At 41.6% G+C, this 25,654-nt stretch carries 19 protein-coding genes; 6 read left to right on the top strand and 13 right to left on the bottom strand.

What is annotated here, in order from left to right; all coding sequences use genetic code 11:
- Positions 1 to 86: 86 nt before the first annotated feature.
- The 6 genes from BM386_RS17680 to BM386_RS23710 form a co-directional block, all read right to left on the bottom strand.
- On the bottom strand, positions 87 to 1,304 hold the full coding sequence (locus BM386_RS17680; RefSeq protein WP_091696686.1) for a hypothetical protein: 1,218 nt from the start codon (positions 1,302 to 1,304) through the stop codon (positions 87 to 89).
- Positions 1,305 to 1,815: 511 nt separating this feature from the next.
- Entirely contained in the window at positions 1,816 to 4,692 is a 2,877-nt protein-coding gene (locus tag BM386_RS17675) for a TonB-dependent receptor (RefSeq protein WP_091696685.1), read from the bottom strand.
- A 105-nt stretch (positions 4,693 to 4,797) separates the two neighbouring features.
- On the bottom strand, positions 4,798 to 6,261 hold the full coding sequence (locus tag BM386_RS17670; protein ID WP_091696683.1) for a hypothetical protein: 1,464 nt from the start codon (positions 6,259 to 6,261) through the stop codon (positions 4,798 to 4,800).
- A 187-nt stretch (positions 6,262 to 6,448) separates the two neighbouring features.
- The gene (locus tag BM386_RS17665; protein WP_091696681.1) at positions 6,449 to 7,420 is read right to left on the bottom strand and encodes an AAA family ATPase; all 972 of its coding nucleotides are present in this window, start codon (positions 7,418 to 7,420) and stop codon (positions 6,449 to 6,451) included.
- Positions 7,421 to 7,719: 299 nt separating this feature from the next.
- Positions 7,720 to 8,337, bottom strand: a complete 618-nt coding sequence (locus BM386_RS17660; protein WP_091696680.1) for a pseudouridine synthase — start codon at positions 8,335 to 8,337, stop codon at positions 7,720 to 7,722.
- A gap of 10 nt (positions 8,338 to 8,347) precedes the next feature.
- Positions 8,348 to 8,524 carry a hypothetical protein gene (locus BM386_RS23710; protein WP_170857121.1) on the bottom strand — a complete coding sequence of 59 codons (177 nt, stop codon included), beginning with the start codon at positions 8,522 to 8,524 and terminating at the stop codon, positions 8,348 to 8,350.
- Positions 8,525 to 8,666: 142 nt separating this feature from the next.
- Here BM386_RS23710 and BM386_RS17650 point away from each other — a divergent pair, with 142 nt between their 5' ends.
- Positions 8,667 to 9,791, top strand: a complete 1,125-nt coding sequence (locus tag BM386_RS17650; RefSeq protein ID WP_091696676.1) for an amidohydrolase — start codon at positions 8,667 to 8,669, stop codon at positions 9,789 to 9,791.
- A 161-nt stretch (positions 9,792 to 9,952) separates the two neighbouring features.
- Here the strand turns inward: BM386_RS17650 and BM386_RS17645 are convergent, their stop codons facing one another.
- The 4 genes from BM386_RS17645 to BM386_RS17630 form a co-directional block, all read right to left on the bottom strand.
- Positions 9,953 to 10,732, bottom strand: coding sequence for an NIPSNAP family protein (locus BM386_RS17645; RefSeq protein ID WP_091696674.1), 780 nt, complete (start codon positions 10,730 to 10,732; stop codon positions 9,953 to 9,955).
- Between the two features lie 135 nt (positions 10,733 to 10,867).
- Entirely contained in the window at positions 10,868 to 11,587 is a 720-nt protein-coding gene (locus tag BM386_RS17640; RefSeq protein WP_091696672.1) for a hypothetical protein, read from the bottom strand.
- A 373-nt stretch (positions 11,588 to 11,960) separates the two neighbouring features.
- A complete protein-coding gene (locus BM386_RS17635; RefSeq protein ID WP_091696670.1) occupies positions 11,961 to 14,288 on the bottom strand; it encodes a M1 family metallopeptidase in 2,328 nt (775 codons plus the stop codon).
- Between the two features lie 57 nt (positions 14,289 to 14,345).
- Positions 14,346 to 14,927, bottom strand: a complete 582-nt coding sequence (locus tag BM386_RS17630) for a HupE/UreJ family protein (RefSeq protein ID WP_091696668.1) — start codon at positions 14,925 to 14,927, stop codon at positions 14,346 to 14,348.
- Between the two features lie 83 nt (positions 14,928 to 15,010).
- On the opposite strand from BM386_RS17630, the gene BM386_RS17625 reads away from it, so the two are divergent.
- From BM386_RS17625 to BM386_RS17615, 3 genes are all read left to right on the top strand, one after another.
- Positions 15,011 to 15,502: a DUF6702 family protein gene (locus tag BM386_RS17625; RefSeq protein ID WP_139235941.1), complete on the top strand. Its 492-nt coding sequence runs from the start codon at positions 15,011 to 15,013 to the stop codon at positions 15,500 to 15,502.
- Between the two features lie 308 nt (positions 15,503 to 15,810).
- Entirely contained in the window at positions 15,811 to 18,915 is a 3,105-nt protein-coding gene (locus BM386_RS17620; protein WP_091696665.1) for a SusC/RagA family TonB-linked outer membrane protein, read from the top strand.
- 17 nt (positions 18,916 to 18,932) lie between these two features.
- Positions 18,933 to 20,441: a RagB/SusD family nutrient uptake outer membrane protein gene (locus BM386_RS17615; protein ID WP_091696663.1), complete on the top strand. Its 1,509-nt coding sequence runs from the start codon at positions 18,933 to 18,935 to the stop codon at positions 20,439 to 20,441.
- A gap of 114 nt (positions 20,442 to 20,555) precedes the next feature.
- Here BM386_RS17615 and BM386_RS17610 read toward each other — a convergent pair whose 3' ends face one another.
- On the bottom strand, positions 20,556 to 21,098 hold the full coding sequence (locus BM386_RS17610; protein WP_170857120.1) for a 2'-5' RNA ligase family protein: 543 nt from the start codon (positions 21,096 to 21,098) through the stop codon (positions 20,556 to 20,558).
- A 113-nt stretch (positions 21,099 to 21,211) separates the two neighbouring features.
- On the opposite strand from BM386_RS17610, the gene BM386_RS17605 reads away from it, so the two are divergent.
- Both BM386_RS17605 and BM386_RS17600 read left to right on the top strand, forming a co-directional pair.
- Positions 21,212 to 22,126, top strand: coding sequence for a universal stress protein (locus BM386_RS17605; protein ID WP_091696660.1), 915 nt, complete (start codon positions 21,212 to 21,214; stop codon positions 22,124 to 22,126).
- A gap of 192 nt (positions 22,127 to 22,318) precedes the next feature.
- Entirely contained in the window at positions 22,319 to 22,990 is a 672-nt protein-coding gene (locus tag BM386_RS17600) for a methyltransferase domain-containing protein (protein WP_091696658.1), read from the top strand.
- Here the strand turns inward: BM386_RS17600 and BM386_RS17595 are convergent.
- Both BM386_RS17595 and BM386_RS17590 read right to left on the bottom strand, forming a co-directional pair.
- Complete coding sequence (locus BM386_RS17595) at positions 22,987 to 24,774, bottom strand: ABC transporter ATP-binding protein (protein ID WP_091696656.1); 1,788 nt, start codon at positions 24,772 to 24,774, stop codon at positions 22,987 to 22,989. The genes BM386_RS17600 and BM386_RS17595 overlap by 4 nt on opposite strands.
- Before the next feature lie 241 nt (positions 24,775 to 25,015).
- Positions 25,016 to 25,615, bottom strand: a complete 600-nt coding sequence (locus tag BM386_RS17590; RefSeq protein WP_170857119.1) for a hypothetical protein — start codon at positions 25,613 to 25,615, stop codon at positions 25,016 to 25,018.
- Between the last annotated feature and the right edge of the window lie 39 nt (positions 25,616 to 25,654).

Below are 25,654 nucleotides of genomic sequence, written 5' to 3'. Positions count from 1 at the left end.
CGAATCGATCAATTAATACAACAAATCTGGAAAAGTAATAAACTAAAATCATTTCTATACCTAGAAACCACTGAACCATGACCTACTCATAGTCCAGAGATAGCCCAAGACCAAGTGCTAGCGAAAGCATCCTTGTTTGCACCAACGGTGTTTTCACCATCAGCCACGATTTTGGCATAAGCGTCAGTTCCATTTTTAAATACCTGAGACAGCTCCACATCTTCGTTAAGTGTTACTTGAAGATTTGCAAATTTCAATTCTCCATCAGCAAAAGTCGCTAAGGTTTTATTTCCACTTAAAGTAAAGTCACCAACTCCTTCATTTTCGGATGGTTCACTCAAATTAAAAAAATAAATATTTTCAAAAGAACCTTTTGCCCCATCCCTAAAATCTCCCAGCCCTGCGGTTTGATTAGCTTTGATGGTGCCGTTTATTAAGGTATGACTGGCACTATAAAAGCCTTCTGGACCGTCAATTTCTAAAGCATGATCTGTTTCATTTCCAGCAATGACAATGAAGTTATCCAAAGTACCGGACCAAGCTTGATCTGTATCCAAACCATCATCACCTGGATTCCAAATTATTACGTTTGAAACGTTTACAGAACCACCAAACCACTCAATGCCATCGTCTTGATTACCGATGATTTCTACATTTTGAATCACCGTACCAGATCCAACAGCTCCTAAAGTAAGTCCATTTATTTCATTGCCCTCACCGATATTAGCACCACCATGACGGATAGAAACATACGTTAGGATACCTGAGTTATCAGCATCATCAATTCCTCCGTAAAGTCCATTTGTATCAGATGGCGGGATACCTTCTATCTGGGATTCAATAAAATCGCCAGCTAAGGAAACTTTAGCTTTACCAAGCACGATCACACCACCCCATAGGCCAGAGAGTTCTGGATTTAGGTTTGGAGATGCTATTTCCCCAGCTACAATTTCGTCGGCCACAGAAGTGAAAATAATAGGAGAAGTAGAGGTTCCTCGGGCATCAATTTTGGCACCTCTAGCTATGACTAAGGCGCTGGCATCAGAGCCAGAACCAGCAGCTCCCTTTACGATTACCCCTGGCTGAATAGTTAGTGTATTCCCTGCGGTGACTGTAATTCTTCTATCTAAAACATAGGTTTTCCCGGTCTCCCAAATGGTATTTCTAGTGATATTTGTATTTACCAAGATGCCATCACCATCTATTATAATAGGATTTTCTGGCTTGCCGTTGCTATCAACGCAGCTCGCAAATGCTATTATTGCTAAAGCGAAGATGAAAGATAGTCTTTTGAAGTTTTTCATTTTTCTTCAGAGATAAATTTCCTGATTCCATTTCTTCTAAAGTCCTGAACCATTATTCTCAAAAGAATATTTCCGTTCATTTTAACTTTGAAGAGATGTTACAACTGCTATTTCATCCTTTACCTTTGACAATATATCCAAATTTCATCTTATCAAGAACGACGGGCTTTGGGCATTCCACGAAGGAATTAAATTGACGGTTCACGCCTTATCTGAGCAGAGCCCCTTGCAACCTTCCACAAGGTAACCATCAGCTATGCTAAAGTTTCCTCTGCAGTGTTTTGAAGTTATGCTTTTGAGGATTTCAACTATGTTGAAGCCGTTGATCTTCTACATAATTTCCAGTTTCTTCAGAAATCATAGCGAAATTGACATAAAAAAGAGGCTGTACCTTCCTATGAAACAGCCTCTTTTTATACTAAATAGATCCATATTAAACACCTACTTTTTAATTCTCAAGCCTTTTAATCTAGCTTTTGAGACAGCTTTCCCCATTTTCTGGGGTCATACTTTAAAATGCGTAGGTAAATCCAAATTTAATTTCGGTACCCGGTGCCAAGTTGGTAAAGAATTGATCTTGAGCTTCAAAAGACCTATAGACGATTTGTCTTTTGGAATTCAGAATATTATCTACTCCGAAGTTTGCCTGAATTCGCTCATCGGCTCCAAAGGATTTATTCAAATTGAAATTAAGAGAATTGAAAGGAACAGTGAATGTGTCCGTTCTATTTCCAAATCCTACCAAATTAAGCGTTGGTCCTTGAACGTTGTAGAACAAGCCAGCTTCCCACCCATTTAGGAAGTTGTTGTAAGAAACTCCAGTGTTGATAATGTATGGAGCCTGACCAGCCATTTCCCGTGTATTGTCAATTGTTTGGCCTTCTCGGGCTGTTAATTGACGGGAACGAAGTTCAGTATCAGACATCTGAATGGAAGACTCTGTAATTGTAGCATTGAAAGTCCAAGTAAAGTTCTCCAACTTAGGAGAAATAAGTTCAAGTGATTTTCTGAATTCAAACTCCACACCCAATACGGTTCCATCACCTACGTTTCTTGGCTGGAAAGAACCCGGATCTGATAGGAATTGAACCATTTCGATTGGACTATTAAACGTCTTATAGAATGCGCTCACGGAGTACATTTGTCCTCTTTCTTGGAAAAGCTCCCATCTCAAATCAAAGTTGTTGATTCGGGTCGCTATCAAATTTCCATCCCACAACACTTCCGTTCCTCCATTGGTCGTCTCCGGGAATAGGCCTCCGACAAACGATCTACCGGTAATAGGATCAAGGATTTCAGCATAGGATAGTTCCTTGAAAGAAGGTCTGGCGATTGTTCTGGTCGCTGATAATCTTAGATTTTGATTTTCCTTCAAGGAATAGATTAAGTTCAGCGTAGGGAAGAAATCCAAATCATCCAATACCTTATCGTTATCCAACACAATGGTAGCATTTGCATTAGTCCCGGTATAATACTGCGTGAATTTCTCCATTCTCAAACCTACCACTGCCTTAAGTTTTTCAGCTGGGTTCAATTCTGCAGATCCATATGCGCCGATATTTGTCAGATTGGACTGGTACGCATTCGGATTGTTTGGAATAAAATCAGGATTGTGTCTTAACCCATTTCTATTTTCCGCATCAAAGAGGTTTTCTTCATTCAAAACAGCATTCGGGTCGCCCGTAAATGTGACATTACCTGGAGTGAATTGAAAGCTTTGGATATTGAAATCCCTTTCTTTATACACGTAATTGCCTCCGAATTTAATCTTTCCGTCTCTTCTAAATAGGTTGGTTTGGCGGTTTAGATCGAGTTTACCCACGAGATTGGTTTCATCAAGCGTCCTCCATATTCTCATAGGAAGTCCTACTTCTGTACCTATGATATTGTTTGGGGTTCTAAATCTAGTAAATCGAATATCTGGATCATTAATCTTTGAAAGGGTCGGGGCAAGTTTCCAGTTTACCTCCCAAATTCTACCCTTTAAATAGTGAGTACCTGAAAGCAGAACACTCGTCAAAGCTCTTTCGCTGTATTCTAAGTTATATTGTCTTGCCTCAAAGACAGCACCCAAATTGGTATTGACAAACATGAAGTCCCCTGCTTTTGATTCTCCGTTCTGTAAGTGAAGGAAATTAAGCTTGAATTTGGAAGCGTCCGTCTTCATGGCTATCCCAGCCAATCCTCCCAAAAGGACGCTATTAACGCCATAATCACCTTTTTGCTCTTCTAGCGGCTCAAGCTCATTGATACTTGGATCAGCTGGCTTAGCATAAAGATTAAACTCAGCGTCTTTGTAATATTCTGTTTCGTTCTTATAAGTAAAAGCCAAATTATAGCCCCAAGTTACTTTTGATTTTGCGATCTGATTTCCCAATGAAAACCCTATCCCATAATCCATCATGCTACTATTTCTAATTCCGCCCAAGGTTTTATTGAATCCACGAAGTGTGGATTGGAACTCTTGCCCCTCTGGACTATTTGGGTTACCAACTACATCCCCGAATTGAGGAATATCTGTACGCCCACCAGTAGGAATATCTCTGGTGCCATCATCAAAACCCAGCCAATCAGTTTTACCACCTTCATAAGAAAGGTACTGATCATTAAAGTGCATGGAAGGATTGATTCCTCCTGAGATACTTAACTTAGCGGTTTTCTCTTCAGGAAAATCTTTGGTCTCAATATCCACTACTCCCCCTGTAAAATCTGCAGGGAGCTCAGCAGTAAATGATTTAGATATGATAATATTATCAATCACATTAGTTGGAAAAATATCCATTTGAAGGGCATTTCGATCCGGATCCAACCCAGGCACATCCATTCCATTCAAAATAGTCTTCGTATATCGATCACCCAGTCCGCGGACATAAACATATTTCCCTCCTTCTATGGAAACACCTGTTACACGCTTCACTGCAGATGCAGCATCTCCATCACCGACTTGGCGAAAAGTACTTGCTGTAATGCCATCCATTACATTTGGAGAATTCTTTTTGACTGACATCAAGGCTGATTCTGTCGTACGAATGGCTGACGCCTGTACGGTTACAGTCTCCAATTCAGATTCCTGATCCTTCATTAGGATATCGTTCAATACATTGACCTCACCAGCAGTGACTATCACGGAAGTCAATTCAATGGAGCTGTAAGAAATGTATGAAACCTGAAGGGTGTAAGTTCCAGGTGCAGCCTGGATTTCAAATTTGCCATCAAAGTCAGTGACAGCTCCTGTGGAAAGTTCTTTAACTAAAACCGAAACGCCGTATAGTGGCTCTCCGGTAGATTCTTCAAAAATGGTCCCACGTATGGTTCCATTTTGAGCTTGGGCAAATCCTGCACTAGACAGAATGAAGATTGCCAGGAAGAAGTAGAATGTTCTTTTCATGAACAAATTTTGATTAATGTGTACAGCAATATTTTATACTAATAAAGAGGGAAAGGAAATGGCCTTGCAAGCTGTTTCCTTTCCCTTTATTAAAAAGCTTATATCTTATTTGAACGCATCCAATGATCCGGATACCGCTGCCCAAGACCAAGTAGCAAACGGCGCTTTGTCAGCTCCTACAGTATTTTCACCCTCAGCAACAGCAGTTGTAGCCGCAGCAGAAGTTCCTTTGAAGAAATCACCAATTGCTGTTCCGTCAGGTAGTGTTACCTGGAAGTTTGCAAATGCAACCGGTACGGTTGGGGTCTGATCAAATGTCTGACCTGCTTTGATATTAAAGAAGTAGATATTAGACATATCAACATTAGTATTATCATCATTGTCAACTAATCCAGCAGCATCTCCTCCTGATACAGAACCATTCGTCAAGGTGTAGTTTCCATTAACATAGGCTCCTTCAGGACCGTCAAGTTCAAATGACTTATCACCAGCGTTGATTACAATGAAATTGTCAAGTGTACCGTTCCATGCCTGATCCGCATCAATCGCGTCATCACCTGCATTCCAAACTACTGCATTGGTTACATTTACAGTACCACCGAACCACTCGATTCCATCATCCTGGTTTCCGATTACTTCTACAAATTCGATCTCAGTTCCAGATCCTACAGCACCAAGTGTCAGACCGTTGATTTCATTTCCTTCACCGATATTTGCTCCTCCATGACGGATAGAAATATATTTCAATGTTCCTGAATCATCTTCGTCATCAGAACCTCCATAAAGACCACGCTGATCGGAAGGTGGAATACCTTCGATTTGAATTTCAGTTACGTTTCCTGCAAAAGATCCTTTTGCTCTACCAAGAACGATCAACCCGCCCCAAAGACCATTCAACTCTGGGTCAAGATTTGGAGATGCTATTTGACCTGGCATAATTTCATCTGCAACCGATGTAAAAATAATTGGCTGTGTATCAGAACCTACTGCCTCAATCTTCGCCCCTCTAGCTATTACCAAAGCAGAAGCATTGGCGCCAGTTCCTACTTCACCTTTAACAATCACACCTGGCTCGATAACAAGTGTAGCCCCTGATTCAACTACAATTCTACTACCCAAGATGTAAGTCTTGCCAGTTTCCCAAGTCGTCAGTTCAGCAGTAATGTCCTCATCTACTCTGATTGTGGTTGCTTCTGCACCTACTGTCAATACGTGACTAACTTTAGCTTGGTCACCATCTACGTCAGATACAGTAAATTCAAAAACAACGTTCTTTCCTGCATCTTCAGGAAGGGCCGTGTATTCAAATGGAGCAGTAGCTGTAGTTCCAGTCAAAGGTACAGTAGCAAAAGCAGCTCCGTCCTTAGTGATCACTAGATCTCTAAGACCGTCAAGTGCTGTAGCTGTAGCAGTCACTGGACCAACTGTTCCACCAGCTTCAATAGTAGCAGTAGCAGGTACACCCGTGATTGTTACACCATTGTCATCTGGTTCTGGATCATCTTCACAGCTGGAGAATGTGATCAACACAGCTGAAAACAACATGAGTAAATAATTGAACTTTTTCATTGAAATATAAAATTGATTATGGTTTGCCTTATTTGACGATGCAAATCTGTCTCAATTTTTTACCTCAAAAGAATTATCGGAATTATCCTTTGTTTAATAAAGAGTGCCGAATTTAATATTGGAATAACAAAAAGGGCATAAAAAAAGGCTTCTCCCTCGAAAAGCCTTTTTAATGGTGAAATAGCTATTATTTCAATGTTACGGATTTGTTAATTGGAACCTTCTCCATCAGGATTTTTACAAGATCTCTTGTATTTATCCCATCTGCTTCTGCTTCGTAATTCAAAATAATCCGGTGATTCAGCACATCTTCTGCTATTTCTTTGATGTCCTCAGGTAGCACGTAATCCCGCCCATCCATGAATGCTACTGCCTTGGATGCCAGGTTCAAATTGATGCTGGCACGCGGTGAAACTCCAAACTGAATGTACTTAGCTTCTTCTTTCAAACCGTATTGTGCAGGGAATCTGGTCGCAAAAACCAACTCGATAATATAGTGTTCCAGTGGCTCTGCCATTTTCACCGCATTGATCTGATTTCGTATATCAAAAATCTCATCTTTAGACAGTATTGCATTCACCTCAGAGCTGAAAGACATATTTGCCATTCTGCGCATAACTTCCATCTCGTCAGCCTTGCTAGGGTAATCGATGTGCACTTTCATCATGAATCTATCCACTTGCGCTTCTGGTAGTGGATAAGTTCCTTCCTGATCGACCGGGTTTTGCGTAGCAAGTACCAAAAAAGGTCTATCCAGCATATAGGTCGTGTCACCGATAGTCACTTGCTTTTCCTGCATGGCTTCCAAAAGTGCCGATTGAACTTTAGCAGGAGATCGGTTGACTTCATCTGCCAAGATCAAATTGGAGAAAATAGGGCCTTTTTTCACTTCAAAATTAGCCGCCTGCTGATTATAGATCATCGTACCTATCAAATCTGCCGGAAGCAAATCCGGAGTAAACTGGATTCTGTTGAAATCAAGGTGAAGCACTTTGGCCAGTGTATTTACCGTCAAGGTCTTTGCCAAGCCCGGCACACCTTCCAAAAGAATGTGTCCATTGGTAAAAAGTCCAATCAAAAGTCTGCTGACCATTCTATCTTGGCCTACGACTACCTTCTTTACTTCCTGTATTACGTCTGCTATTTTTTCCTGATGCATGGAATCTAAATCTTTGAGTGGTATTAATTGGAGACTAAAATAGAGGTTTTTGTCCCAAAGGACAATCTTAAATCTTAGAAGCGGTAATGCCTTACGATTAAAGGGATTTTATGATTTTTTAAGAAGGTTATTTCTCGAAGAAGCGAATAATTATTTCTCGCAGCGGCGCGGAAGCGCAGCGTTTTATCTCCCGCAAAGTCGCCAAGGCGCAGTAGGCATACAAAAATTTAAAGATCAAAAATGACTCTAAATGCTCCTTTTTTCGCAGCGCCGCTGCGTCGCCGCGAGAAATTAAAACCCTACCGCCTTGATTTATTCCCCTCCGTCTTCTTAAAACCTGTCAATCCCAACTTATGATAAATCGTTTGTTCATCGAGCTCCAGCACTTCACCAACTTTAAATCCTTGAATGGTCAGTTTCTCCATGGACCAGCGAACCAATCTTAGCGTAGGATGTCCGATCGCAGCAGTCATTTTACGGACTTGACGATTTTTCCCCTCTATCAAAGTCAAGGAAACCCAAGTATCTGGAATGGAAGCTCGGTAGCGAATCGGTGGATCCCGATCTGGAAGTGAAGGAATTGGGTCTAAGATCTTTGCTATTGCTGGCTTGGTTTTATAGTCTCGTCCATCCACATTGATCATTACTCCTTGCATCAATGCTTTTAGGGATTCTGGCTCGGGAGCTCCTTCCACCTGAGCATAATAAGTGCGCTGATGACCAAAGCGAGGATTCAGCAAATGATGATTTAAGGATTTGTCGTCTGTGATAATAAGGAGTCCTTCGGAGTCTTTGTCCAGCCTGCCGACCGGATATACCTCCTTTGGAAAATCAAAAAGAGAGACAAGTGTCTGCCCCTCTCCAGAAAATTGACATAAAACCCCGAAAGGCTTATAAATGATAAAGTATCTAGCCAAAGTCAGTGGATTAACTTCCGCAACCTACGCAGTCTATGCTGGAATCCGTAGGTTTCACGCCATCACGCTCCATTTTCAAATTGTGGATTTTATCACGAATCTCCATGTCTGCAAACATGTCACCGGTGATTTGTGATTCCAAAGCTTGGATTTGCTCGTTGTAGTTTTGAATTTGTGTCTCGTTCATAAAAGTTACAGTTGAATGGTTGAATTGATATCCTAAAATAGCCAGTGATCCTGAAAAGTTCCTGATCAAAGCCTCATTTTTTTCGTCAAAAATGATTCCAACTGATCAGTAGAAACTTACCTTCCAAAAATATTAAAATAAAATGCCGATTTCAGAGCTAATCTCTTTCCGACAAAACCTTCATCAACATCCAGAAATCGCAGGTGAAGAATCAGCCACATCAGAGAAAATTTTAGCCTTTTTTGCAAAACTCAATCCAGACCATATCATTCAAAATTTGGGAGGAAATGGCCTTGCATTCGTTTTCAAAGGAAAAAAAAACGGAACAAGAAGTTTATTTCGGGCGGAATTGGACGCACTACCTATCCAGGAAACAGGAGACCCTGAATACAAAAGTCGAACTCCAGACAAAGCCCATCTTTGTGGTCATGATGGACATATGACCATCATTTGTGGATTGGGAGAAAAGCTTGCTGTGCAAAGACCTGAAAGTGGAGAAGTTGTTTTGCTTTTTCAGCCAGCTGAGGAAACAGGTGAAGGCGCGCGTTGGATTTTGGATGATCCAAAATTCCAGCAGATCAAACCTGACTTTGCCTTTGCACTTCACAATCTCCCCGGATTTCCACTTCATCAAGTGGTGACCAGAAAAGGAACTTTTGCTGCGGGCAGCACAGGATTGACTATTTCCCTGACGGGGAAAACTTCCCATGCCGCTCATCCAGATGCCGGTATCAATCCAGCTCAGGCAATCGCTCAATTAATCCAAACCCTTCCAAAGCTTACGGATAAGCTTTCCTCTTTTGCTTTGGTCACAGTTATCCATGCGGAGATTGGAAGCCTAGCTTTTGGAACAAGTGCAGGAAAGGGAAGTCTGAGTTTGACTATCCGCGCATTTGATCAAGCAGAACTGGAAATTTTGATTGAAATGATTACCGAGCAAGCCAAAAGAATTGCTTCAGCAGAAAAGCTAGACTGCGAATTCAGTTTCGTCGAGTCATTCGCTGTTTCCAAAAATAATCCAAAAGCAGCTGAAATTGCTGAAGGAGTAATGAAAGAGCAAGAACTGGATGTACTAGAGAAACCTGAGCCATTCCGCTGGTCAGAGGATTTTGGATTGTTTAGCCAGAGCTGCCCATCGTACTTGTTTGGATTGGGGGCTGGTGAAGATTGTCCGCAGCTTCATGAACCTACCTATGATTTCCCGGACGAACTGATAGACACAGGAGTGAGCATTTTTGAAGGAATTGTGAGAAAAGTGAATGGGTAAAAAGAAGACCTTCCAAGTTTTCAAAACCTGGAAGGTCTGCGAAAATCCCCGCTACTGGAGATTTGGGTTAACTCAGCAATTATAAAGAAATAGGCACATGATAAAGTCCTGTGCGCATTGCGGTTAAAAAAAACAGAATCTCGCCGGCTTTTCACATTCCATTACAACTCTGAATATTCTACCGGATAAAGCAATTTCGTGTCGTTTCTGGATACCGTATTGGCGTATTCAGGCAAGTCCCTCATGCCCAACCAATCAGGATCAGTACCAAATTGCTTCCAGTGTTCATTTCTGATGTCCATATTTTCATGGGTAGTCATATAGACTAAGTTTGGCATATTCGCCCCAGCTATCGTCTCACCATAGAAAATCGGACTGCAATTCAGCTTTTCGAAAATATCCATTTCACCGGAATTGAACATCTTCACTTTAGCCTGATACAGACGCTCCGTAGCAGCTTCATAGCTACGCAATTCATAGACTCTATCTTTCTTGGCGTTTGTCAACTTAGATTCGGCAAACTTCGGCTGTCCACTCATCGCCTGAAGTAGAGAGCTTTCAATTCTTTTGTAAGGTGGATTGGTATGGGAAGCATTGATGTAGGCAGATCCGGCAGTCTGATAGGCTTGGTCTTTTGCCAGTTTTCCCTCCAAAGCCACGAAATCATTCATGGACTTGAATGGCAGAAATAGATAGATTGCCTTGCCTGCATTCGGCTGGGAAGCTATGGGCTTGAATACACCCACTTTGGCAATTCCGTATTTGTGTGCAGCAGGTATAAAAGCATTGGCCAGGTAATCGTCCAGCATCGCTTCTTGCTCAGCATTTTCAAAGTGATAAGTCCTCAGCTCGTAGAAATCTCTTTTTTGCGCAAAAGAAGTCGAGCTAAGAAAAGTAACTGCGAGAATAAGTAGACTCGTAATCAGATTGATCTTTTTCATAGGTATGGGTTTGGGTTATTTCAATTGATTTTCAAGGTAATTAAAGTGCGCAACAAACACCATGAAAATTCCTGAAATGGAAAAAGCCGACTTTCGCCGGCCTAGTTTTGATTATATCCAAGCGTTGAGCCTTGATTAGTAATGTCGCCTTTTTAAACTAAAAAACTTATACCCTAGCGAAAAGGATACAAATCCCCAAGAGTTATCAAAGTCATATTCCTGATCATTGATTTCTATTGAATTAGTAAAAGAGGCCGGAGGATTTACTTTAGCCCACAACATGATTCTCCATATTTCTAAGGAGGCACCATAGGCAAAACTAAAGGTGATCGGATCCACTACACTATCCAAAGAATTAAACACCGAACTAACTCCTGGCTGGTTTTGAAAATATAAATCAGCTTCATTTTTGACGAAATTGAATGTTGAATTGACTCCTCCAAAAATGTTCAATTTGAAATTAGAATAGGATAGAATAGTAACCTGTGGTAAAATCTCAAATGCTAAACTGCCTACTCCTACTGTAGCGATCTTCCGTACCGGGCAGAATTGACAGTCAGCAAAGTTGTTATATACAGCATAGCCTATAAATCTCGATCCGTAGTTGAGTTTATTATGAAGTGAAATCCTTTTCCCAATTTGGTACTCATAGAAAATACCCCCAAATGGTTCTCCAGTATCGCCTCCCGAAATCGTAGAAATCCGAATACTGTCATAATCAAAGGCTCCACCAGAAATACTTCTCCAATTGTGCCCAAACTCCAACCCAAAAGAATTTTGAGCATAAGCAGGAGAAAATCCTAGAAGAAAAAGAAAGAGAATAGAAAAAGTAAGCTTTTCATAAAATAGCCTCATCAAGATTCTATAGTTTGTGGTTTTGTGGTTTCATTATTTTTTAAATTTTCACTTCTTAAACCTAGTCAAGAGAATCAGTAAAAGAAATACCCAATATCGGGTATATATAAGGCCCTTTTCAACAACAATATTCAGATCTAGGTAAAAAAGCCGACTTTCGCCGGCTTTTTAGATTAGTTATTATGTATATCCGCTTTTCTGCCAGTAAGGAAGCCAAAGCAATATAGCATATGTTAAACTTTAGAATTGAGGCAATTTCAGCCTGTCCCGCCAATGCGGGAGTCTTCGGTCATCGGTCTTCTGACCGGGGGAGCAAAGAAATATTGGTTACTGGCATCATTCCGTATATCCATGTTAGTTATACTGTCTTAGATTACTTCTTCTGTGCCTCTTTCATAGGATTACTACCTGTAGATGTCCCCCGCGCAGCTCCCGAGCCTTTGAACAATTCAAATCGAGTCGGCTGATATTGTCTTGGCCAGTAATTGCTGGACTCATCGATATCGGCTGTTTCTCTTTTTGGATCAAGAATGATTTGAGTGACCTCTTTCTCTTTCACAAATACCTTAGTCACCTGAGACTCATTTTTTCTCCAGATTTCCACAGGGATTCGATCGATCTCAGAAGTACCATCAGCGTATTGGAATTCCAAAATGATCGGCATGACCAATCCACCAACATTTTTGAAGGTGATCTCATAGAAATTCAAATCCTTTTCCATCAACTCCTTTTCCTTAGGAGAAAGACTAGCCATAAATTTCTGATAGCTTGCTTCATCTTCAGGAGTCACGGTGAAAGGATTGTAAGTCGTGTAGAAATCTCGTGTTGCAGAATTGGCTTCAATCACCGTTTCTTTCACGTCGGTTCTATTGAATTCTTTGGAAACGTAATCTTCCTCACGGTCTGCTTCCGCCTTCCGTTCCGCATTTATTTCTGCAGGAGTACGGTTTTCCATTTTGTATAGCGCTACATTCTCAATAGCAATATCCACAGGCTCAGTACCATAGAACCATCCTCTCCAAAACCAGTCCAGATCAACTGCCGAAGCATCTTCCATCGTACGGAACAAGTCATCTGGAGTAGGATGCTTAAACATCCATCTGCGTGCATATTCTTTGAAAGCGTAGTCAAACAGCTCTCTTCCCATCACTGTTTCACGAAGGATATTTAAGGCTGTTGCTGGTTTTGCATAGGCATTTGGGCCAAACTGGATGATATTCTCCGAGTTGGTCATAATCGGCTCAAGTGTATTCACTGAGCTTCTCATGTAAGGCACGATCTTATGCGCAGGACCACGGCGAGAAGGAAAATTGCGATCCCATTCCTGCTCAGCCATAAACTGCATAAAGGTATTCAGTCCCTCATCCATCCAAGTCCACTGACGCTCGTCAGAATTCACAATCATTGGGAAAAAGTTATGTCCTACTTCGTGAATAATCACCCCAATCATTCCATTTTTCACTGCTTCAGAGTATGTTCCGTCAGAATCAGGACGACCATAGTTGAAACAAATCATCGGGTATTCCATGCCATTTGCAGCCTCTACAGAAATCGCAGTTGGATACGGATAGTCGAAAGTATGGGCAGAGTACGATTTGATCGTATGCGCTACCACTCGGGTAGAATACTGACCCCACAGCGGATTGGCTTCTTTGGCGTAGTACGACATGGCCATCACGTCTTTGCCTCCTTGCTTTACAGCCATCGCATCCCAGATGAACTTACGGGAGGATGTCCAGGCAAAGTCACGAACGTTCTCAGCTTTGAATTTCCAGGTCTTTTTCTCAGATGACTTACTTTTTTCTAATTCAGTAGCTTCATCCTGCGTACGGATTACAACTGGATTATCATAAGTTTTCTTTGCTGTATTCCATCTATTCAATTCTGTTGAAGAAAGAACTTGACTTGCATTTTGAAGCTCGCCAGTTGCGCCTACCATATGATCGGCAGGAACGGTGATATTTACTTCATAGTCACCAAAAACCAACGCAAACTCACCAGAGCCCATGAATTGCTTGTTTTGCCAGCCTTCAAAGTCTGAGTAAACAGCCATTCTTGGAAACCACTCGGCCATGGTGTACAAGTAGTTGTCATCTCCTTCAAAATATTCGTATCCTGGACGGCCGGAGATATAACCAACTCTATTGGTAATGTTGAAAGTCCAATCTACTCCGAAGGTGAAGCTATCTCCAGCTTTCAACGGAGTAGGAAGATCAATTCTCATCATCGTTTTATTGACAGTGACCGGAAGAGGATTTCCTTTGGAATCTTTCACTTCCAATACTTTATAACCAAAATCTTCATTAGCCCAAATAAGACCTTCAAGACTACGAAGGGTCATTCTTGAGCCGATTGAGCTTTCCGCTGCCTTTGGCGTATCCGAATCTGCTCCACGCTGATTCTCCTCCAGTTGCACCCATAGGTAAGTCAATTGATCAGGAGAATTATTGATATAAGTAACCTTTTCAGAACCCTTGATAGACTGATTTTCATCATCCAGCTCCACGTTAATCACATAATTTGCTTGCTGTTGCCAATACATATGACCGGGAGCTCCAGAGGCAGTGCGGTAAACATTTGGTGTGCGAAGCATAGGACCGAGCTGCTCAAATCGCTCGGCATGATTCTGATCCGAGTGCTGTGCAAAAGCAGGGAAAATCCCCAAGATTGCGAATGCTGTAAGTAATAGTATTTTTCTCATAAGCAATTTATTTTCTTAATTCATCGGACATCGGTCTCCCGAAACCGAACATTTTTTCTACCAAAATTTCGTTTCCAACATCAGCATCAGCGCCACACCGAATACCATGGACGCTACTACCAAAGTCCATTCCTTCCTGCTCACTCCGGCTATTCCTACCAAGATGGAAGTGAGAAGCATGAAAACAGCCACAATGACCAATTGCCCAACTTCAAGTCCAAGATTAAAGGCAAGCAAAGGCTGCCAGATACTCGCTTCTTTTCCTAATAGACTTCTGAGATAATTGGAAAAACCCAAACCGTGAATCAGGCCAAATACCAATGCAAAGATATAGTTGACCGAGATGCCCTTACCGGAAGAGGGTCTTGGCCGGAGAATTGTAATAAACGCTGTAATCGCTATGGTCACCGGGATCAGAAATTCGATCAGATCAGAATTTACATTGACTACTTTGAAGGTAGCCAAAGCTAAGGTCAAAGAATGGCCTATAGTGAAGGCTGTAACCAGAATCAGGACTTTGCGCCAATCCCTAGGAATAAAGACTGCACATAGTGCCAATACAAAAAGAATATGATCGTAACCTTGTATATCCAGGATATGTTGAAGGCCAAGACGAAAATAAAGTTGAAATGGACTCATAGAAAGGGTGAAATACCTCTAAAGAAGTAAATTGCGCAATTATACAGGATTATTCCCAGAAAAGACAGACTACAGAATACCAAATGCACCAGTTTTACTTATACATGATCAGTTTGGGATGGCTGGTATTTGCCCACCCTTTTCACCTCAGTCTCACGGAAATAAAATGGAATGAGGAAACCGAACATCTGGAGATCTCACAGAAGATTTTTTGGGATGATCTGGAAATCGCATTAAGTGCTTACCATGATGAATCCATTGATTTTCTAAATCCCGCCATTAAAGAAAAACTGAATAAGCAAATTGAAACTTACTTGGCAGACCAAACTACAATCTGGATTGAAGACAAAGCTGTGAAACTCAAATTCCTTGGCTATGAAGTCGAAGATGATGCGGCTTGGTTTTACTTCGAATCAGAACTAGTAAAAGAGCCTAGTTTGGTTAAAGTGAAAAACAGTGTATTAATAAATGATTTCCCAGATCAAAAGAATGTTGTTCAAGTTTATTTTGAAAACTCTTCACCCAAAAGCTTAATTTTGGGAAAAGGAAGTGAAACTGGAATCTTAAATAAATAGGTAAAAAAGGAGTCAACTGAAATTTTTTTTCTTATATTTTGATAGAGAAGAAATATTTTTCAATTAAGATCAACTACTGGCCCTATATTTTTTATGAAAGTAGGTGTTTTCAAGTAAAAAAATAGAATTTTTTGAATTTACATGTCAGCACATTCATTTTTAGTGGTAAAAAAGATTTTTACGTAATAATAATTATAACCAAAAAAAGATTTTTACATTAACGGCATAATACTGCTGTAACAAGCAATACAATTTACCCATCTCAAACCTAACAGGTTAAAAGAACCTGTTAAAAATTTCTTAAACTTATGTGTAAAACGATTTACCCAAAATCTCGTGCACTACCCCCATGGAAAATTCTTCATGGATTTGTGCTATCACTATTCCTGTTTCTTATAGCATCAGGAAGCACCTTCGCCCAAAGTAAAACTGTTAGCGGAGTCATTAAATCATCCACCGGCGAAACCATGCCCGGTGTGAATGTACTGGTTAAAGGTACCACTATCGGTACGGCATCGGATATCGATGGAAACTTTAGCTTAACCGTCCCATCGGACGAATCAATTCTAGTTTTCTCATTTATTGGCTACACTTCAAGAGAAGTACGTGTAGGAAATTCCAGTGAGCTCAATGTAACTCTGGATGAGGATCTTTCCCAACTTTCAGAGGTTGTGGTAGTCGGCTACGGTACTCAAGAAAGAGCCAAAGTAACCGGCGCTATTTCCTCGGTAGGCTCTGAGCAGATCCGGGCCCTACCAGTTCCAAGCTTAGCTTCGGCACTTCAGGGTCGAGCTGCAGGTGTCAACGTAACCAATTCTGGATCGCCAGGAACCAACCCCATAGTAAGAATCCGTGGTGTGGGTACGGTAGGTAACAATGAACCACTCTATGTGATCGACGGAATGCCAGCGGGTGGACTGAATCAAATCAACCCGGCAGACATCGAATCCATAGAAGTTCTGAAAGACGCCTCCACAGCCGCTATTTACGGTTCAAGAGGTGCAAATGGGGTTATTTTGGTAACCACGAAAAAAGGTAAAATAGGCAAACCAGTAGTTTCTCTGGATGCCTATTATGGCGTACAAAATGCCTGGAAAACGCTAAATCTCCTTAATCGCGATCAATACATCGCATTTGGTAGAGATCTTCTAGGAAATGCGGGAGAAGATGCCCCAGCCAGATTTGATAATCTGGGAGAATTTGCCAACAATGACATAGATTATCAGGACGAAATGTTCCAATCAGCCCCGATTCAGGATTATAACCTCAACGTGGCTGGTGGTACAGAAAATGCCCTTTATAATTTCTCAGTGGGCTATTTTGCTCAAGATGGTATCATGCGAGGTACAGGATTCGAGCGGGTTTCTATGCGCTCAAATACTGAATTTAAAATCAATGATAGAATAAAGATTGGTCAGACCTTGACCGTAGCATATTCTGACAGGCAAAATGAACCATTCTCTGGGGGACGTAGCCAACTGGAACATATTGTGAAGTCCATTCCGTACATCCCTGTACGTGATGCATCAAGATTAGGAGGCTTTAGAGCATCAGATCGAGTAGATGGCTCGGATCCTGAAAACCCAGTTCTCAATGCAGAATTGAGACGAAACAATGTTGAGGATTACAAAATCCTTGGTTCCGGCTATGTGACTGTAAATATCCTAAAGGGTCTTGATTATAAGTTTTTGGTAGGTATGGATATAGGATTAGGCAATACCTTTGATTATACGCCAAGCTTCAACGCCGGCGACTTCAGCGTTCAGCCATTTGCTGCCATCAGCCAGACGAGATCTACTTTTGTATCTCCATTGATCAGTAATCAGTTCACTTATACTACTGACTTTGGGAAGCATCATCTAGACGCGCTCGGCGTAATAGAGCGACAAACTTCTACCTTTTCAAGCTTAACCGGCTCTGGTCAAAACTCGCTAACCAACGAGGTAAAAGAACTTCAAGGAGTTGAGAACCAAACCACATCCAGTACGCGAACAGAATATGGACTTATATCCTATGTGGGTAGAGTTAACTACGACTACGCGCAAAAGTATTTGATAAGTGCAAGTATCCGACGTGATGGTGGATCCAGATTTGGCCCGGATAATAAATGGGGTACCTTCCCTTCTTTGTCTGTGGGCTGGAGAGTAAGTGAAGAAGGTTTTATGCAAGGTGTCGAAGCTGTAAGTGACTTGAAACTACGCGCAAGCTATGGAGAAACAGGAAATGACCGTATCGGTGATTACGTATATCAAGCAACAATCAACTCCAACTTGTTTTACAACTTTGATGACAACTTACTGACAGGAAGTACCATCAGCGCCTTGGCAAATGCGGATTTGAAGTGGGAAACTACGATCATGAAAAACATTGGATTGGATTTGGGGTTATTTAATGACCAGTTCAATCTTTCTTTGGAATGGTTTGAAAATACTACTGAGGACATGATTCTGGGAGTTCCTATTCCTCCATCATTAGGTTTTGATGGTGCGCCAGTAGCCAATGTGGGTACAGTTAAAAACACCGGACTTGAAATTACAGCGGGTTATCAACTTCGCTCTGGAGATTTCCAGATGTCAATAGATGGAAATATGGGATTTGTTAACAATGAATTAGTGTCTTTGGGTACAGGAAACACCATCTTTGGACCAGCTTTTCAGGGAGATGCGATGACTCTAACTGAAGAGGGACAGCCTATTGCTTATTTCTTAGGCTGGATAGCGGATGGAATCTTCCAGACCAATGAGGAAGCGCAAGCAGCTCCAAGACAAATCCTCCCAGACGACCCAGCTGAATATGATCCAACTACGCATACTGCAGCCGGAGATATTCGATTTAGAGATATCAATAACGATGGGGTAATTGATGCCAATGACCGAACTAACCTTGGACATTATTTACCGGACTTCACCTATGGACTAAATGCGAATGCTTCTTACAAAGGCTTTGATTTTACCATGTTCTGGCAAGGAGTCTCTGGCAATGAGATTTTCAACAATCTTCGCTACCACACTGAAGGTATGACAAGGCTATTTGGTGCAAGTGATGTTGTACTGGATCGTTGGACACCATCCAATACCAATACGGATGTACCTAGAGCTATATCAGGCGATCCAAATAGAAATGCTAGAGCTAGCTCAAGATTCGTAGAAGACGGTTCCTATTTGAGATTGAAAAACATCTCCGTAGGATATAGTATTCCAAGTAGCCTACTGAACACTTGGAGCAAAGGAAACATTTCAAAAGTAAGAGTATATCTCTCAGCGCAGAATCTGCTAACAATCACAGATTATTCAGGTTATGACCCTGAAGTCGCTGCTCGTACGGGTATCAACTCGTCCCTTGGCACAGGTATTGACTATGGTCAATTCCCTGCAGCTCGCACGATCATGGGAGGTATTCAACTTTCATTTTAATTATAAATAAAGAAATCATGAAAACAAGATCCACGTTTTTGGCAGTGATAATGGCTGTGGGCTTAGTGGCCTGTGATGAGGAAGTATTGAATCCGGTGAACCCAAATCAATTGGGTACGGAGACTTTCTACAAAACAGGACCTCAACTCATAGCGGCAGTGAACTCTGTATATGCTACACTCCAAGGAAACAACTTATATAACAGAGAGTATTTCTTTTTACACGACTTACTTTCGGATGATGTAGAGTCTGGAGGGGGACAGCTTGAAGCCCCTAGAGCTCAGGTACTCAACTATGTCTTTGATGGCTCCAACCCTCAGGTAGAAGCAAACTGGAGAGGATGGTATAGACTAATCCACCGAGCAAACCTGGTGATAGAAAATGCAGAAAATGCTACTGACGATATTACAGACGATTTACGAAGCAGAATTGTAGGTGAAGCCTATTTCTTGAGAGGTTTAGCATTCTACGAATTGTCCACCCTGTGGGGTGGAGTTCCGCTAATGACTACCTCCGCTACTTCTCCTGATGGTTTGGCTAGATCTACTCAGGCAGAGTCTTATGCTCAGTCTTTAAACGACCTCAATGAAGCGATCTCACGCCTTCCACTGGCAAGCACTTATTCAGGTTCTGATGTAGGACGGGCAAGCAAAGGAGCTGCGCAGGCATTGGCTGCCAAACTACTTATTTTCCAAGGTGATTATACCGGTGCAAGACCATATTTGACTGAGGTAATCAACTCAAACCAGTATTCGCTGGTAGATCGTTATTTGGATAATTTCGAAGAGGAAAATGAAAACAATTCCGAGTCAATCTGGGAAATCCAGTTTACTGAGTCTCAGGGGAATGCAGGAGGATGGAATGCCGATGGTACTGGAATTGCGGAAATCACATTTAGAGGTCAGGAATATGGTCCTAATGCCTGGAGAAACTTAATTCCAAACACCGGTCTAGTAAACGAATTTGAAACCACTCCAAAAGAAGACCCTAGGAAGAGCTACAATTTCTACCGTCTGGGAGACACCTTTAATGCAGGGGAAAGTGTGCTTGATGAATCAACAGTACAGGGGGATTTCACTAAGCCAAGCTGGAGAAAATACCAGACGATCTACAAGAGAGCAAATGAAAACCAACAGTCTGGCATCAACTTCCGGTCTATCAGATATGCAGATGTTCTGCTAATGATGGCTGAAGTGGAAAATGAACTCACTGGACCATCAGCGGCATTACCTTACCTTAATGCTACTAGAAACAGGGCTGATGTACAAATGCCAGAATATCCTACGGCTCAGTTTCCAACAGGAACAAAAGAGCAAACCAGACTGGCCATTATGCATGAAAGACGGGTAGAAATGCCTGGAGAGCAAGTTCGAAATAGAGATATCCGAAGATGGAGAAGAATGGGCTACCTATCAAATGAGCCTATAGCTGGCTACCAAAGCAGGTATGATTTGTTGCCAATTCCTACTGTAGAGTTGGATAACAATTCTGCTCTTACCAATGCAGATCAAAATCCTGGATACTAAGTAATCTTTCTTCTAAACAATTTTAAATAGCCGGGGCGACTCGGCTATTTTTTTTGCCATAGATATTTACTGATTCCCTGTATATTATTACCTGAAATCATGAGTTAAAAGTGCTTAGACATCCTTCAGACTTAGTTTTTTATGACTTACCCAACTAGCGGCAACCTTTTTCAGAAGGACTATTTCATTTACACTCATATCTTTAGTTAGGCGCGCTTCTGTGGCAAATTCCAAGATATTCTGAAACTGAGTCTTTTTAATATCCTTAAAGGCTATAGTCATGTGGGGATGAAAATTCCGATCGCTCAGCTCATCTACCAGATTCAACTCCCTTTTACAAAAGGTCTTCAAATCACTCTGAAAATCAAATAAATCCTGCCCTGCCTCTACCCCCAGATAGATCACACGGCTGCCAAATGTCTTCACTCCTGCTATATTCATAGTCATAGGTCTATGGCCTGCAATAAACCCTTGGAGCTTCTCAAACAACTTTTCTTCCTTCGCCTCATTATAGCTAAAAGGCATTTTTACTGTAATATGAGCCGGTGATTTAAGGGCATATTTTGACTGAAACTTTTCTCTAATATCCCATTTCAACTGAGTAACCTGCTCTTGAAACTTTCCTTCAGGCACAATAGCCAAAAAATATTTTTGCATTACCTTCATCATACAAATCTACCTCGAAAAGCAAATCATCAAGTAAAAACATAAAAACTATTCGTTAAACTGGATCAAAGCTTTAAATTAAGGGGAATAAACGCCAAACAACTATGAAGTATTTTTATAAGGCCATGATTGGTCTTGATCTCACCGAGATGGATGATATCCTGATCAAAAAGACAATAGTGTACCTAAATTTCTTAGGAATAGATAAATGCTACTTTGTCCATGTGGCTAAAAACCTAGCAGTTCCTGATGAAATTCTTAAAAATCACCCGGAACTTTTAGCCCCAGGAGATGAGTCCATCGAAGCTTTAATCAAGTCAAAACTGGAAGAGTTTGATTTTCCTGAGAGCATGGATATCGAGGTGTTTGCCGAGGAGGGAGCGCATCCCCTAGACACCCTACTCCGATGGGCCAAGATCAAAGATGTAGATCTGATCATAATGGGTAGGAAAGAAGAGCTTGAAGGATCAGGATCTTTAGCTAAGGGTATAGCCAAAAAGGCCCCTTGCTCAGTTTTACTCCTACAGGAACGTCGGCCACCTGGCTTGCCTAAGAAAATTATGATTCCGTCGGATTTCTCTGACCATACCGACTTAATTTATGATTTCGGGGAGCGAATCTCCGAGGAATTGGGCGCCGAACTAATTCCTGTTCACTTATATGAAGTGCCGCACGGTTACTCTAAAACCGGCAAATCATTTGAAGAGTTTGCGGAAATCATGAAAGAAAATGCCCAAGAAGATTTTAAGCGGTTTATCCAAAAATTCAATCACAAGGAACTGGAATGTCGGTTCGTATTGAATAACGGGGAGGGACAGGGTAAAGCCTTGCTCGAAGAAGCCGGAAAAGTCGGTGCAGATATGATCTTGCTTGGTTCGCGCGGAAAAACTAAATCTGCTTCTATTTTACTTGGAAGCGTTGCCGAAAAATTAGTCTTGGTTAATAATATCCTACCCATGCTGATCTTTAAGAAAAAAGGTGAAACAATGGGTTTCTTTGAGGCGCTATTTAAAGTTTAAGCTGAATAAATAATTCTACGACAACAGAACTATTACAAATTACCCTCCTAATTAAATAGGAGGTTTTTTTTATGCTTAAAATTAATCCACTTAATAAAATAAGATGGTTATCATTCTAGATTTAAGCAAAGAATCCCCAAGGCTGATTACTTTTGTGAATATTTGTTAGCTGAAACGCCTCAAAGGCAACGCATGAGTTTTATTTCCAATTTCTTTTCACCTTCCGACAATCCCAATTCTCTGGGAGCCAAATTTAGAAACCAAAGACAAAAAGATTTTGAAAATCTGTTCTTTCAGAATTTTTCGAAGAGTGACCCAATTCGAGTCCTTGATGTAGGTGGTGCCTCTTATTTCTGGGATACCAGCAGCCTCCCTTCTTTGCCTAAGGTAGAAATCACCTTACTCAATCTAGGCAAAGAAGAAACTACGCATCCTAAAATAAAATCCGTAATTGGTGATGCTACCAGCATGCCTGAATTCGCGGACAAAAGCTTCGATCTGGTCTTCTCCAACTCTGTAATTGAGCACTTATATACCTGGGAGAACCAGCAGAAAATGGCCAATGAGATTATGCGTGTGGGAAAAAAGCACTTTATCCAAACGCCAAACCGAAGGTTTCCGATTGAAGCACATTACGCGATTCCATTTGCACAATACCTTCCTCAGAAAGTGCTTTACTTTTTTTTGACCAAAACTAAGATGAGCAGACTGCAAAAATGGGATCCTACCCATGCGCAGCAATACCTGGATGAAATCCGATTACTGGATCAGAAGGAAATGCAGCTGCTTTTCCCTGATTCTAAACTCTATTTGGAAAAATTCATGGGAATGGTCAAATCGATCTGTGCCCACAACCTGAGTTAATCGGCAAATTGTAAGCGCACCAAATTGGCATAAAAGCCATCTTCGCGAGTGAGCAAGTCCACGTGATTGCCTTGCTCCACAATTTCCCCATCGCTGAGCACATAGATTCTATCCACCTTGCGAATGGTCGCTAATCTGTGCGCGATGATAATAGTGGTCCGCCCTTTCATCAATTCGTCCAAAGCTTCCTGTACCAAGTGCTCTGACTCTGCGTCCAAAGAAGAAGTAGCCTCATCCAAGATCAAAATAGATGGATCTTTAAGAATAGCCCGGGCAATTGCCACACGCTGCCTTTGACCACCAGAAAGCTTCACACCTCTTTCGCCTACCAGCGTGTCCAAGCCTTCTGGGAATTGGGAAATAAACTGCCAGGCATTGGCTTTTTTAGATGCTAAGATAATTTCCTCCTCTGTTGCTCCAGGTTTTGCGTAAGCTATGTTCTCCCGGATCGAACCTCCAAAGAGCAATACTTCCTGAGGTACCATTCCTACATGCGAGCGGAGATTTTCCAGATCCCATTCGCTCAGCTGACGATCATCGACCTGAATTGATCCTTTCTGAACATCGTAAAAGCGCATCAGCAATTGGATAATCGTAGATTTCCCAGCGCCTGAATGGCCTGCCAGCGCAACTTTTTCGCCTGGATTCACATAGAACGTCAGGTCTTTTAGCACCTCCATTTCAGGACGGGTCGGGTAATGAAAACCTACATGATCAAAAGAGATTTTACCCTGGAAATTGTCTGTCTTTTGTCCGGCCACTGACTCAGGCTCCTCATCTAATATTTCCAGTACGCGCTCGGATGAACCTATGGCTTTTTGGACTTGTCCATAAATATCCCCCAAACCAGCTATGGATCCACCGATAAACGTGGTGTACAATACAAAGGAAACCAGTTCGCCCACGCTCATTTCGCCTGAGCTGACCAGGCTCGCACCGTACCACATCACTGCTACGATTCCGCCAAACAAGGCAAAAATGATAAATGAAATAAATGCTCCACGGTATTTGGCGGCGCGCAGGGCAACTCCAACTACTCTGTTCAGTCCAGCTCCATAGCGGGCAGATTCAAACGCTTCTCCAACAAATGATTTGACAGTACTGATAGACTGAAGGGTCTCCTCCACGATCACATTTGCCGCAGCAAGTTCGTCTTGAGTACTCTTGGATAGTTTTCGGATGAATTTCCCAAAGACCATGGCTATTACCACCAAAACCGGGAAAGTAGCCAGCATAAACAAGGTCAATTTAGGTGTATTCACCATCAGGAAAATCACACCAGCAATCAGCGTAACCACCTGCCTGAAAAGCTCTGCCAGGGTGACAGAAAAGGTATCCTGAAGCATGCTTACATCGGATGTGATTCTACTGATCAACTCACCTGTCCTGCGCTTGTCAAAAAAGGTCATTGGCAAGCGGACCATTCTAGAATACAATGCCAAACGTATATCCCGCATCGAACGCTCAGATACCAAAGCAAACAGCCAAACACGAAAGAAAGAGAAAACACTCTGTACCGCGAGGATTCCTACCAATATCAGGGCAATCGAATTGATATCATTCACTATCCAGCCTGTACCTTGAGCGGTATCTATCAATTTACCGGCAACAAATGGAAATGTAAGTAGCGTGAGCGAGGAAAAAACAAGGAAAACCAATCCTAAAAAGAAGGCTCCCTTGTAAGGCATCAAAAATTGAAAAATGCCTCCCAGCTTACTTAAATTCTGCTTATTCAACTTCCTCTTCTCAGTTTCGTCTAGAGCAGTTCCTCTTTTTTTAGCCATCCGTTGATTTTGGTAATGCGGGCACAAACTTAAGGCTTTTTTGCAAGGATTGCCTCAGTAAAAGTGAAAGGTTTGAGATTCACCCGCAACTACTTTCTCAAATCAAAATAGGCTCTCATGCTTAATAGGGCTATGAAAGAGGCTGAAACCGATCATCGCACTTCTACTCGACGTGGCATTCCTCACGGTGACCTCTTCATTGAGGTGGCATATTGAAATACTGATCTGTGGAAAAAGACAGCTATCTGCCCAATTGCGCATCAACCAACTCTCGCTTGAGTTTACGCTCCCGGTCTAGCATATTCTTGCGGTGATTGTCAAATTCTTCCTGCACATCAGCCAAATCCTTTTGGGCTTTCTTGATCTTTTTGAAGCTGGTAAAGTATTGAAAAGAGAAAATTGCAAGTGCTCCTGCAAGCACTGCAACCAAAATCCACATCATAGAGGAATAAACAGCCTTGTGTATTCCCATGCCGAGAAAAGTAAAATTATCCTTTTCAGCTATGGCTGCTAACTTTTCAGCTTCGGCTGTTTCCAGAATTGAATTGAGGTTGTTGATAGAATCTTTTTCATTGACTATCAACAATTTAAGATCACCGACTTCAGTTCTCATGGTACGCATGGAATCCAGAATATTGGATTTGAGCTGATCCAGATTTGTCCTTTTTACAACTTTATATTCTTGAAAATTATTTGATACGCTGTAGATATATTCAAACTGACTATCAATGGTGCCAGACTGAAGTGATCCTTTATCTCCGGATGTGTCTTGGGCAAAGGTGAAAGAAGGAAAATTAATCATGAAAATCATGACTAAGAATAGGGGCAGTATTCGCTTCATCGGGGAATTAATTTACAAACTAGGGTGACAAGTCTGTTT

Origin of the sequence: Algoriphagus locisalis, assembly GCF_900116615.1 — a bacterium.
Lineage (GTDB): Bacteria > Bacteroidota > Bacteroidia > Cytophagales > Cyclobacteriaceae > Algoriphagus > Algoriphagus locisalis.
Note: the sequence above shows the minus strand (reverse complement) of the source record. Positions and strands in the feature narration are given on the sequence as shown.